The organism is Streptococcus infantis, from assembly GCF_047460825.1.
GTDB lineage: Bacteria > Bacillota > Bacilli > Lactobacillales > Streptococcaceae > Streptococcus > Streptococcus infantis_V.
Map to the genome: position 1 here is coordinate 66,785 of NZ_JASHFO010000007.1, position 13,349 is coordinate 80,133.

Annotated in this window: 9 protein-coding genes, 1 other RNA gene and 1 pseudogene; 1 reads left to right on the plus strand and 10 read right to left on the minus strand. The window is 38.6% G+C overall.

Annotated features, from left to right (window positions below; translation table 11 throughout):
• Positions 1-93 precede the first annotated feature (93 nt).
• The 9 genes and pseudogenes from QM911_RS03620 to recJ all read right to left on the minus strand — a co-directional run bounded on the left by QM911_RS03620 (position 94) and on the right by recJ (position 11,448).
• The gene (locus QM911_RS03620; RefSeq protein ID WP_414313144.1) at positions 94-1,881 is read right to left on the minus strand and encodes an AAA family ATPase; all 1,788 of its coding nucleotides are present in this window, start codon (positions 1,879-1,881) and stop codon (positions 94-96) included.
• Positions 1,878-3,275 carry an HNH endonuclease gene (locus QM911_RS03625; RefSeq protein ID WP_414313145.1) on the minus strand — a complete coding sequence of 466 codons (1,398 nt, stop codon included), beginning with the start codon at positions 3,273-3,275 and terminating at the stop codon, positions 1,878-1,880. Before QM911_RS03625 ends, QM911_RS03620 begins: the two co-directional genes overlap by 4 nt.
• Positions 3,276-3,369: 94 nt before the next feature.
• Positions 3,370-3,443 (minus strand): annotated as a pseudogene (locus tag QM911_RS03630) (phosphoesterase); the annotation flags it as partial.
• Positions 3,440-5,278 carry an excinuclease ABC subunit UvrC gene (gene uvrC, locus QM911_RS03635; protein ID WP_414313146.1) on the minus strand — a complete coding sequence of 613 codons (1,839 nt, stop codon included), beginning with the start codon at positions 5,276-5,278 and terminating at the stop codon, positions 3,440-3,442. The gene uvrC and the pseudogene QM911_RS03630, both read right to left, overlap by 4 nt.
• 70 nt (positions 5,279-5,348) lie before the next feature.
• Positions 5,349-6,050 (minus strand): matrixin family metalloprotease, encoded by a 702-nt coding sequence (locus QM911_RS03640; RefSeq protein WP_414313147.1) that lies wholly within the window; start codon positions 6,048-6,050, stop codon positions 5,349-5,351.
• A gap of 107 nt (positions 6,051-6,157) precedes the next feature.
• A complete protein-coding gene (locus tag QM911_RS03645) occupies positions 6,158-6,937 on the minus strand; it encodes an alpha/beta hydrolase (protein WP_414313148.1) in 780 nt (259 codons plus the stop codon).
• Between the two features lie 65 nt (positions 6,938-7,002).
• Positions 7,003-8,664 carry a ribonuclease J gene (locus QM911_RS03650; protein ID WP_414313149.1) on the minus strand — a complete coding sequence of 554 codons (1,662 nt, stop codon included), beginning with the start codon at positions 8,662-8,664 and terminating at the stop codon, positions 7,003-7,005.
• A 230-nt stretch (positions 8,665-8,894) separates the two neighbouring features.
• The gene (locus tag QM911_RS03655) at positions 8,895-8,984 is read right to left on the minus strand and encodes a DUF2695 domain-containing protein (RefSeq protein WP_414313150.1); all 90 of its coding nucleotides are present in this window, start codon (positions 8,982-8,984) and stop codon (positions 8,895-8,897) included.
• A 238-nt stretch (positions 8,985-9,222) separates the two neighbouring features.
• Positions 9,223-11,448 (minus strand): single-stranded-DNA-specific exonuclease RecJ, encoded by a 2,226-nt coding sequence (recJ, locus tag QM911_RS03660; RefSeq protein WP_414313152.1) that lies wholly within the window; start codon positions 11,446-11,448, stop codon positions 9,223-9,225.
• A 206-nt stretch (positions 11,449-11,654) separates the two neighbouring features.
• Between recJ and ssrA the strand changes: the two genes are divergently transcribed.
• Positions 11,655-12,002: a transfer-messenger RNA gene (gene ssrA / locus QM911_RS03665) on the plus strand.
• 164 nt (positions 12,003-12,166) lie between these two features.
• Here ssrA and QM911_RS03670 read toward each other — a convergent pair.
• Positions 12,167-13,349 (minus strand): Ig-like domain-containing protein (locus tag QM911_RS03670; protein WP_414313151.1); only part of this gene is annotated, 1,183 nt, incomplete at its 5' end.

Below are 13,349 nucleotides of genomic sequence, written 5' to 3' on the forward strand. Positions count from 1 at the left end.
AATATGGAGAGAGAATATGTCTTAGACTATAATACTCCATTACTAATTTTAAAATTATCTACTTTAATCACTCCAACACTTTAAAAATCCTAATTAAATTTCCGTATTAACAGCCCTATTATTTGTTTTGACCATTTCTCTGACCTGCTGGCGTTGTTCCTCATTCAGATTCAACTTCTGTAGTTGTTTTTCAATACTAAATTCTGAGGTATTGTATTTCTTATCATACATCTCTAATAATTTATTACGAAGAATAGGCTCGCTGATTAAATGAATTTCTTTTAATAGTTCTTCTTCATTTCCTTCATGCTCCTCTTCTCCATTAAGTCTTTCAATCATAGAATTAATCTTCGCTAAGGCAAAATCACCATAAATATTATCAATCAAATTTTCCTTCATGATTTCTTGGATATTCTTAGCGAAAGTATTTTGAAGAACTTTACCTTCTGAATATCCCGTTTCTTGATTTTTTTCAATCATAATCACATTTCCTGGTTCAATATCAGATAACATATAAGGAGAGTGGGTTGTGAAGATAAGTTGAATCTTCCTACCCTTCCCCTCGTCTTCCAATATTTCAGAAAGATTATCAATGAGAATTTGAATTAATCTCCTAGACCACTCTAGATGCATTCCCGATTCTAATTCATCAACTAGCAATATAATATCCTCAGAACTTTCTTCATGCATAGATAGATACGTATAAAGTTGTGAAAATATTTCAATCAAGTTCCCTTCTCCTGTTGACATATGATAATCAGGAGTCTCTTTTAACAAATTATAATTATTAAAGCTTTTATTTAATCCATAACATAAATCATCCATTAATTTTTTCGATACTGTATACTGAGCAATTCTATTATTAAGTTCTTCAAATAATCTTCTGTTAGTATTAGAGTATTTTAGCAAAATTGAAGAAGGATTATTGTCTAAAGAAGGATCAACTTCAATTTCTCGAAGAATCTCAACCATATTAATTATTGATTCTACATACTCTTTTCTGACTTTACTTGTTCCATCCTTTAATTTATTTTCTTCCTCCTTTTCTTCATTTTCATCTAAATCACCTACTATACTTGAAAGTAATTTTAACCCAAATTTCACATAATCATAATCTTCTGTGTTTAAATATTTTTCCACATCTTCTGGTTTAGTTTTATTAAAATATTTACGGATAAATTCCTTTTCTTCATAAAAAATATTATGTATGGACTTATATATTAAAAATCCTATGGGGGTTATCTTTCTCGGAATTGAGTTAGTATAATCTTCTAAACCATAAGGACTAATATCTAATGAACAAGATAAAACTGAACTAATAATTTTACGATCGCTCAACCACAGATATGAATGTATAAACATTGCCAATCCTTCTTGATTCAACGTTGTCCGAGATTCAATAACTCCTCCTTTGCCTTTACTTGGCAGATTAACGTATAATACTTTTCGAGTCACATCATAACCTTCTGGATCACAATCAAAACTTCCATCTTGATTCCTGTAAAAAGTACGTTCACGATATGCCGGTAAATTAGCAACAGATAAATTATTGTAAGAAAGCTTAAACCTTACTTTGTCTTCTTGTTTTCCTATTTCAAAAAGGAAGAAATATTGATTATCAGAGTCTTGCTCGCGTTTAGCTGGTGAGTAGCCACTAATTATGTTTAAAACTGTTGTTTTCCCAATCCCATTTATCCCTACAATTGGTGAAATATTATAAATAGACTCTCCATAAAAATTTTCGATATAGTCTAAATTTTTATCAATTCTTAATTCATTCGTTTCAAAATCAAAATTTACTTTATATTCGTCTGAAAAATTAAAAATTTGATTTTTAAAAAGTTCATCATACTGTTTAATCACCAAAGCAATTAATTTCATTCTTCTTCTCCTACTAGTCCAATTTCTTTGCTAATATCTGTAACCATTTTTGAAAGTGGTCTGTTCCCATAACTTTCTTTGTCTGTGTAATAACCAACTATCATTCTATCTATTTCAGAGTCTGAAAAATATTTACTTGAATCCGCAAATATTTGACATAAACCTGCTTTATAATCTTTATTATAAATTTCATGTTTCCATAGCAACTCTTGAACTATATCCGCATGTAGTTTGTATAGATTTCTTGTATCAATCACATATTTATCCTTCAATAATTTCTGTCTGACACTTAATTTATCCTTGCTTTCTAATTGTTTTAACTCCTCCTCCGATATGTCATCCTTGATTATAATATCAATACTTTCTGAATTATTAATAAAATCTGCAGACTTTATATTCAAAGAAAATTTCAACAATTCATCAATATCAGTTATACTTTCATCATAGGGAGAGATATAAAATTTACTCGTACTCTTTTTATTATTACAACCATAACAAGAAGGAATCAGATTGTAAAAACATAAAGCAAATAGAGGATATTCATTCTTAGGGAAAAAATGGTCTAACTGGCTTGTATTAGCCTCCTCGGTTACATTTATAAAATTACGATTACAATATGGACAAACTGTGACACTAGTTATGCGAACTAACTCTTTTTTGTCTATTTTATTATAATGGGATTCCAACTTTTCTTTGTATCGTTCAACAATATAATTCTTCAATTTTGTATGAGATTTTTTAGTATGAATTCCATCAAACTTGTAACTTTGCACTAAATCATTAAACGATTTTTTTGAGCTCATCATTTCAACCAAAGTATCCATTTTATCCGGAAATATATCTTCAAAGTCCTTTAAGAATTCAGTTTTTAAATTCTTCTTAATCAAGTCGATAAATTCTCTTGTATTCTTTGTTCTATCAACAATAATCCGTATATTATCAGTCAAATTTTTCTTTTTTCGAATTTTATCTAGATTATCATCAGTCTCATATGATAATATTCTTTTCAGATTAATACTAGTACTTACTCCTCTAATATGCCCTATTTTTAACTGCTTAATTTCCTCATCACACTTTTCTATAAAATCGTTTTTTAAATGACTATAAATTTGATTAACCAAATCAGAAAATTTCTCCACATGTATTTTAAAAACCCATTCAACATCAGATGAGCTATCTATTTTTTTCTTTACGTTTAGTAAGGTAGAGTAGTCCGCCGTCATAAGTTTTAGAAAGGCTCTATCTTGTTGTGTAAAATAGTCTTCCAATCCATTGTGAGATCCAAAATTCTTAAAAATTAACATATCTAATTCGTCTTTTTCTGGTAATTTCTCATAAATATCACGACAAAATTCATATACTTGTTTAGAATTGCTCTTTTTTATCGGAATCATTTTTCACCTCTAAAGCTTAGTTTAATCATAATTATACCACAAAAGACCGTTTTTACGGCCTTTTGTTTATATATTAACTATATAAATCTGCTGAAGATTCTGTAATCACTGCTTCTAGCGCCGTTATATTGCCATGAATATCTGATAAAATTGCGATTTATGGTTCATGATTTTCCTTCTGTTTGGTAATTTACTCTTTCTTCTGCTACCTGAGCTAGTTCTACACGCTCTTGAGGATTCAAGTGTTGGTGAACAACCTCTGCTACTGCTCTTGGTATACCAACTGCGACAATCTCATCCACGCTGGCTTCCTTGATTTTTGTCAGAGATTTGAAATATTTCATCAAGTTCTGCTTGCGTTTTGGACCCAAGCCTTCAATTCCATCCAATTGAGAGGAGAAGGAATTTTTAGAGCGAAGTTGACGGTGGAAGGTGATGGCAAAGCGATGAACCTCATCTTGGATGCGTTGTAGGAGGAAAAATTCTTGAGAATTGCGAGACAACTCTACCACCTCAAGTGGGTCTCCAAAGAGCAATTCATGAGTTTGGTGCTTGTCATTCTTTTGCAGACCTGCGATCGGGATATCTAACCCCAACTCTTCTTGAATAACCTTCTTGGCAATATTAACCTGTCCCTGACCACCATCGATGACGATCAGATCTGGCGGTGTCAAACCGTCACGCTGGACCCTTCCATAACGTCTACGAATAACCTCTCGCATGCTAGCATAGTCATCTGGTCCCACAACTGTTTTTATCTTGTACTTGCGGTAATCCTTCTTGCTCGGTTTCCCATTGACAAAAACAACCATGGCAGAAACTGGACTAGTCCCCATGATATTGGAGTTATCAAAGGACTCGATACGGACTGGGGTTGGAATTTGTAAGAGTCGTCCCAAGTTTTCAATGGCCCCTTGAGTCTTTTCAACTGATTTTTCTAGCAGGTTAAATTTCTGCTCTAGACTAACACGCGCATTTTTGATAGCGAGATTGACCAATTGTTTTTTCTCCCCACGTTGGGGTTTGAGAACCTTGGTATCCACCAAGGCTTTGACTGCCTCTTCATCAATATCCTGAGGAATCAAAATTTCATTGGGAACCAGATGAGATTTTTCTTGATAAAACTGCCCAACATAGGTCAGGAAATCTTCATCTGGATCATTGTAGTAAGGAAAAAGATTGACATCGCGTTCAATGAGCTTACCTTGGCGGACAAAGAATACCTGAACACACATCCAACCCTTATCCACGTAGTAACCAAAGACATCGCGATTTTGGAGATCCTTGGCCATAACCCGTTGCTTGGTCCGAAGGGTTCCAATAGCCTGAATCAAATCACGGTATTCAGCTGCACGTTCAAATTCCATACTCTGAGCTGCCACATTCATCTTTTCCTTGAGGTCATCGATGATTTTGTCATCCTGACCCTTTAGAAAATCAGAGACTTCTTGAGCCATGGCTTTGAAATAAGCCTCGTCCTTCTTACAGATGGTGTGAGCCACGCACTGCCCGATATGGTAATAAAAACAAACTTTTGATGGTGGATTGGTACACTTACGAAAAGGAAAAATCCGATCCAGAAGTCGCTTGATTTCATTGGCCGCCCCCACATCAGGATAGGGTCCAAAATAAAGACCACCGTCTTTTTTGACCTGACGGGTAATAATCAAGCGAGGATAACGCTCGTTGGTAATTTTGATGAAAGGATAGGACTTGTCGTCCTTGAGCATAATATTGTATTTAGGCTTGTTTTCCTTAATCAAGTTGATTTCCAGAAGGAGGGCCTCAATATTGGATTCCGTAACAATAAACTCAAAGTCTACAATTTCAGACACCAAGGCTTCTGTCTTGGTATCATGACTCCCACGGAAATAGGACCGTACACGGTTACGTAGATTTTTAGCCTTTCCTACATAGATAATCGTACCGTTTTTATCCTTGTGAATGTAACAACCAGGGCTGGTCGGCAAGAGCTCTAGTTTTGATTTAATCAAGTTATTCATAGTTCCATTATAGCAAAAAGCCCCCTTCATTGCTTACATCAAGGAGCTCTATTTTTCGTTTGAAAATCACTTATTCTCCAGACTCATATAGTTCTTGAACTGCTTGAACATCTTGAGCCTGAATACCATAATAAGAACCTGCTGGCTGCATGACTGAAACTTCATTGGTATGTTCCAAACCAATAGCATGACCTAGTTCATGCTCTGCTGTATGCAAGATACGATCATAGGTATAGCCATAGTTTGGATTGGATAGATAATAATGATTCAAACGAACTGTTACTGAAGTGAATTGTTTAGTCAGGAGATTTGTCTGGCTCTCCGCCTCACCGGCAACAGATGTGGAACCATCATTCATTTCAGTCGCAAAAATAGTTGCTTGGTCAGGTTCTGTCACAACTACAAAATTAAAAGCGCCAGTCTGATTCCAATTGGTAATAGCCTCAACGTAAGCCTTTTGAAAGGTTGCATCCATTTGAGGATCAATATAAATTGTCGCCTGTGCTTGGGGCCATTTTACTCCTGAATCTTGATGATGATCGGTCTGAGACAAGCCTTGCAACTTACCAGTTTCTTGCCATTGATGCCAGCTTGCTTGACCAACTTGAACAAGTTGCCCCGCTTGATTGAAGACACCAGATAAATCCCCTGTCATATACCAGAGAATCCCTAAAGCAATGAGAATTAAGACTACAAGAGTCCACACAAGGCGCCAGACCATGCGCCAAATCCCTAGTAACAATCGACATAGAACACGAATAATCCAGAACATGATTTCCCGCCTTTCTAAAAAAAATAAGAATCCATCTTTTAGTCCTGGTTTCCCATTCTAAAGATAGATTCCTTATTTTACTTGAGTAAGCTGAAAGAAAACTAAAACTAAGACAAGCGTTCTTCCAAAACAAAATCAATTGGCAAGGTAGCCAAAAACCGTTCCAATTGTTTTTCCCAATAATACCACTCATGGGTTCCTGCACTGTGGCTATAGGTCACATCAAAACCAAGTTTCTTGAGATTCTTCACCGCGAGGTTATTGGCAGCATACAAGAAATCTTGTTCACCACACCAAGCCCAGAGTTTGGTCTTCTTGTCTGACTTGTTAGCAAGAGTTTCAAGTGAGTAAGGGCTAGTTTCCCAGTTATCAAGCTTACCAAAAACACCTCGCCAGTAGGCACGCGTCCCTAAATCTTGGCTTTCAGGAGAAAACTCCTCGAAGCTAAGAGCCCCAGAAAGACTAGCTGCATGTGAGAAACGGTTGGTTGATAGGGCCAATTTGAAGGAACCGTAGCCCCCCATTGATAAACCAGCGATAAAAGTCTTTTCACGCTTGCTAGACATATTAGGGAAGAAGCGTTTGAGCACTTTAGGCAGTTCTTCTGCTAAAGCTGTATAGTAGTTATAGCCATACTGAGTATCTGTGTACCAGCCATTACTTGTATTTGGCATGACAACAATTAGATTAGTCCCTCGCACCAAGCGCTCTACATTGGTCCGTTTGAGCCAGCTATTATGATTCCCTGACATCCCATGTAAGAGATAGAGAACGGGGATATCTGTAGAATCTGGTTCCTCAACCCGAGACGCATCTGGGTAGAGAACATTTACTCCCCACTCCATATCTAAAACTTCTGAGTAATACTCAATCTTCATTACTGCCATAACTTGCTCCTTATACGTTTAAGATAAGAAAAAGCCGAAACTCGACTTTCTCCTGCTATTTGATTCTATTTTGCTTCCATGACTACTGGTAAGATAGCTGGACGACGCTTGGTTTGGTCAAAGAGGAACTTGGCCAAATTATCACGTACCTTACCTTTGAGCTCTGCCCAGTCAAAATCTTCACCTTGTAGATAGTCTTCTACTGTTTGGTTCACCAACTCAGTACTTTCACGCAAGATATCACGGCTCTTCTTGAGATAGACAAATCCACGTGTGTGCACTCGAGCTTTAGCGATGATTTTTTTCTCACGACGGTTAACAGTGATAGCCACGATGAAAATTCCATCCTCTGACAAGACCTTACGGTCACGAAGAACGACATTCCCAACATCTCCGATAGCATTCCCGTCAATCAAGACGTCGCCTGCTGTAACTGCACCAGATGGAACAAAGTCCCCATGCTCATAAGACATAGTTGTTCCCTTTTTAGGGATAAAAATACGTTCCGGCAACATACCAACTGCCATAGCAGCCTTAGCATGGGCATCCAACTCACGGTATTCTCCTTGGATTGGGAAGAGATATTTAGGTTGCAAGAGATTGATCATCAATTGCAAATCACGCGCATTCCCATGTCCTGACACACGCAAGCTATGAGTAATTGGCTTGACAACTCCACCTGCTTGGTAGACCATATTTTCTACACGTGCCATCACTGCTTCCTTGGCGATTGATGGTGTTGTAACGATATAAACTAGGTCACCTTCTTTGATTTCAACATAACGGTGACGACCGATAGACATCTTGCGTAAACCGTTAATGGGTTCACCCATACGTCCAGTTTCAAGGATAATTAATTCGTGATCTTCAAAACGAGACATATCTTTTGGCTTAATCAAAAGATTTTCACTTGCTAGAGACAATTTTTTCAAGCGAATCGCTGTACGGACGATATTTTCAATATCGAATCCTGTCAAGACAACACGGCGCCCAGTCTCTGCAGCTGCATCAAATACCTGCTGAATACGAGAAAGATTACTTGCAACCGCAGCAACGATGATACGTCCATCCCAGTCAGAAATGGTTTGCGTGATTTCTACACCAACTTCATTTTCACTGGCTACTTGGATATTGCTATCTGCATTCGCAGAATCACTTAGAAGAGCCAGGACTCCTTCACGACCAATTTCGGCTAAACGTCCAAAGTCAGTAGCATAGGATTCACTAGCTGTTTGGTCAAACTTGAAATCCCCTGTATAGACGATGTTTCCTTCAGATGTTTTCAAGACCACACCCAAACTTTCTGGGATAGAGTGAGTTGTACGGAAGAAGGACACTACCGTTCCGCCAAAATCAATCTCTGTATTTTCGTCAATGACATGGAAATCATCAAATTTCTTGACGCTGTCATTTCCCTTAACAAATAGTTTAGCCAGTTCGATAGTCAACTCTGAGCCAAATACAGGAACCTTAGCTTCTGCCAAGAGATATGGAAGGGCTCCAATCGCATCCGCATGCCCGTGTGTTAAGAAAACCCCAGCAATACGGTCGCTATTTTCAAACAAATAGTCCATATTTGGAATAACGACATCGACACCCAACTGTTCATTTTCAGGATATTTCAAACCTGCATCTAATACAAAAATCGAGTCGTTAATTTCTGCGATGTACATGTTTTTACCATTTTCACGCACACCACCAAGTGTTGTTAATTTAATAGTATTCATTTTTCCTCCGAATAGTCACTTCAACTGTTTGTAGAGCTTTAAAAGCTCTCTTTTTCTGAAAGTCCAATTCACTTTCAGCCGAATCTTTTCCATTCATTATACCATTTTTTTACTAATTTTCAAAATGAATCTTACAGATAATCGCACTTCAACTACCTCTTTCCGTTCAATAACGGACAAAGCAGCACTAACAAGAGGATCAAATGATACAATTGTTGCTCCCATCCTGTCTAATCTTCAATTAAGTCAGCAACATTATAAAGCACTTCGCAGTCACAGTAGGCTCCATTTGCTTCTAAAAATCCCAAAATCACTTCCACTTCTAATACTCAATGAAAATCAAAGAGCAAACTAGGAAACTAGCCGCAGGTTGCTCAAAGCACCGCTTTGAGGTTGCAGATAAAGCTGACGCGGTTTGAAGAGATTTTCAAAGTGTATAACTTTCTTCAACAAGGTTCAACAGTCCTTCACTCCTCTCATTATAGCACTAAATTCCTTTCATTGAAGAGGTTTTTGTTAGCAAACAAAAAAGAGTCAGCAAGCCAACTCTTTCGATCTCTATTCACTTTTTTCCATCAAGAAATCATAGATTTCCTGGACTGTTCCAAGAGCCATAATCTCTTGCTCTTTGACAGTTTGTTTCAGTTTTTGATAAATCTGACTTTCAGCCATATCACGCTTTTCAGCCTCTTTATTCACCCTCATGACTCCATTTTCAATGGTCACAAAGTCAAGCTCTTCAAATATCTGAATCATTTTGACTAATAGGATTTGCTCAATCTTGAGATAGGCCGCCAAATCCTTGAGTTTATAGCGAATATCGAACTCTGGGAACTGATAGATGGTTTTATACAATTTTGCAAACTGCTCTCTTGTGCCATAGCCCGTCAAGTAGTAAGCCTTAGCGATATCATTTTTAAAGTAAAGTGCTGAAAATTCCTGTTCCTGACAGATTTTCTTAAGGAGGGATATATCCTCAGGGATATTCTTAACGACAATAGCTGAACAAGAGGTCACATCAGGTAACTCTTGCGTAAAATCCAAAACGGCTACCCCTTCTGGTAACAGGGCATTCTTACCACGGATGTTAAAGAGCTGGACACCTTCTACACGGGCGTCAACCATCATCAACTGCAAGGTTGTTTGTCCATTCCATTGGTTGACAGAGAGAGTCACTGCTAGTTCCAATTGCTTGGTCTGCGAGAACTCAGTCGCCCATTTTCCTTGACCAAAAGCGACTACCTCAAAACTAGCTTCACCTTTGGAAATTTTCAGTTTGAGATGAGCATTACCAGCCCCCATAACTCGAGCATTTTCAACTTGAAAATCTCGAATATAGAAGACAGGTTTTTGGTTATCCATCCCAAAAGGAGCTAGGCGTTCAAAACTTTTCACTGTCTCCAAACTCAAGGCCTCTAAATCCAGTTCTTCGTCTAAAAATAGATTGTTTTTACCTTGGGCATCTGCACCTTTTTCTCGGATATAGGCTTCCAAAACATCAGACAAGACTTCCAACTTATCCACTTCGAGGGTCATACCTGCAGCACCTGCGTGACCACCAAATGCGATAAATAGTTCTCGATGCGGGTCCAAGGCTTCAAAGATATCGACTGCTTCTATGCTTCGAGCACTCCCCTTGGCGCGTCCATCTTCGATATTCAAGACTATAACTGTCTGACCTAGTTCTTCAAGCAAACGCCCAGCTACAATTCCAAGAACTCCCGGATTCCAGCCTTCTTTAGCCAAAACTTGAACACTTTTATCAGGATCCACCATGCCCTTGGCTTCATCGTAAATGGACTGAACAACTTCCTTACGTTCTTCATTCTTTTGATGAATCAAAAGGGCGATTTCATGCACTTCCTCATCGTCAAATCCAGTCAACAAATCAATAGCTGGATTGGGATCATCCAAACGTCCTAAGGCATTTAAACGCGGTGCTAACTGAAATCCAACTGTCTCTTCTGTCACATCACTACTCGAAATCCCAGCGATTTCAAACATTTCTTGCAATCCCATTCGCTGAGTATTGCGCAAGACCTCAAGACCATACTGGACCATGATACGATTTTCGTCCGTCAAGCTGACCATATCGGCAATTGTACCGATGGCAACCAAGTCCAACAACTCAACCTGTACTTCTTCCAAAAGGGCACAAGCCAACTTAAAAGCGACCCCACAACCCGCCAAATGCTTGAAAGGATAGTCCGCCCCTGGATGTTCAGGATGGATAATAGCATAGGCATCTGGTAAAATCTCAGGCATAGAATGGTGGTCAGTCACAATGACGTCCACTCCCATAGACTGAGCCAAATCAATGGCTTCATGCCCCGCCACACCATTGTCCACCGTCAAAATCAAAGACACGCCCTGCTGTTCGATAAAATATTTGTAGGCACTGGCATTTGGACCATAGCCATCCGTAAAGCGATTGGGAAGATAAACCAGGCACTCAGCACCCAACTGTTCTAAACTTTCCTTGACAATGGAAGCCGAAGTCATCCCATCTGCATCGTAGTCCCCGTAAATGAGAATCAGTTCCCCTTGCTCAATAGCATGGCGAATCCGCTCCACTGCCTTTTCCATATCATTTAAAAGGTAGGGATCATGCAATTCCTCCAAAGAAGGTTCTAAAAATTTTTTCAGACTGGGCTCATCCTTGATGCCTCGTTCAAATAACAAACGAGCTACTTCAGGTTCCAAACCAGCTTTCTTAGCTATCTTTGTAAAATCCGCATCCTCAACTTGCGGAGCGAATTGCCAATTATAAGTAGGAATTATCAAAAAAATCATCCACTCTTTCTTACGATTCTATCTCTTTATTATAACATGATTTCCAGTTTTTCTCTTGATTTTCTTACTAAGCTGATGACTCTTCATCGTTCTAAACAGCCACTTATAAAACATATACATGACAAAGTGTCATTCCTTTTTTTACTTGACTTTTGCAATTTCCCCTCAGATAAGGTATAATAATTGTATTGTCTTTTGGGGTCGTTACGGATTCGACAGGCATTATGAGGCATATTTTGCGACTCGTGTGGCGACGTAAACGCTCAGTTAAATATAACTGCAAAAAATAACACTTCTTACGCTCTAGCTGCCTAAAAACCAGCAGGCGTGACCCGATTTGGATCGCTCGTGTTCAATGACAGGTCTTATTATTAGCGAGATACGATCAAACTTTGTCTAGCAGTTTGATAAGAGATTTATAGACTCGCAGTTTCTAGGCTTGAGTTATGTGTCGAGGAGCTGTTAAAACAATACATAACCTATGGTTGTAGACAAATATGTTAGCAGGTGTTTGGACGTGGGTTCGACTCCCACCGGCTCCATTATATTTTAAAAACGTTGAAATTCTCAACGTTTTTTTGCTTGTTTGCTTATTTCCCACTTTTCCATTAAACAACCCAATCAAAAAACCGTAAGAATTTCTTCTTACGGTTTTTCTAGCAATCTCATAGAATCAAGATTCTTAGATTTGCTTTATTTGAGTAATGGCTTACTCTTCTTCCTTACGTTTTTTAGAGACAAGGAGTCCTCCTGTCACTGCTGCAAGAAGTGCTAGTCCAAGTGAAGCGTTAGATTGTTTAGTACCAGTGTTTGGCAATTCTTTCGCTCCTGCTTTCTTAGCTGGTGCTTGAGCAGATGACTCTTTAGTTGCTTCTTTAACAACTTTATTAGCTGCAATTGTTGCTACTGATCCGTCCGCAAAGGTTACAACTACTGATCCATCATTGTTCACCTTAACATCTGTCGCAGTTGGATTTGCTTTCTTAACTTCTTCAGCTACTTTAGCTTTTTCTGCGTCTGTCAAGTTGTTAGGATCTACTACTGGAGTAAGAGCTGGTACTTTAGCATTATCAGCCTCTTTACCACCCACATTAACATTACTTACTGTTACTGTAGTTGTAGCTGATGTATTTCCTGATTCGTCTGTTGCTGTTACAGAAACTGTATCACCAGCATTCAAACCATTTACTGGAATACTGAACTTACCGTCTTTATCTGCTTTCGCTGATACTTTAGTTCCATCTGGAAGAGTAACTTCGACTGTTGAACCTGCTTCGGCTGTACCTGTGATTGCTGTATCACCAGCCTTAACTGGGTTTACAACTGGTGCGGTTGGAGCTGTGATATCAGCTTGAGTAACTGTCTTATCACCTGTAAGTGTTGCTGTTGAGCCATCTGGGAACGTTACTGTAGTTGTTCCATCTTGGCCTACTTCTGCCTTAGATCCTGGGTTCGCTGCTTCTACTGCTTCCTTAACTTTAGCTTTTTCTGCATCAGTCAAGTTTGCTGCATCTTTAACCGGTGTCTTAGTCGATGGAGCTTTAACTCCGTTTGCATCTGCAGTCTTAACAGTTTGATCACCTGTAAGTGTTGCTGTTGAGCCATCTGGGAACGTTACTGTGGTTGTTCCGTCTTGACCTACTTCTGCTTTAGAGCCTGGGTTCGCTGCTTCTACTGCTTCCTTAACTTTAGCTTTTTCTGCATCAGTCAAGTTAGCTGTATCTTTAACTGGTGTCTTAGTTGTTGGAGCTTGAACTCCATTTGAATCTGCAGTCTTAACAGTTTGATCACCTGTAAGTGTTGCTGTTGAGCCATCTGGGAACGTTACTGTGGTTGTTCCGTCTTGACCTACTTCTGCTTTAGAGCCTGGGTTCGCTGCTTCTACTGCTTCC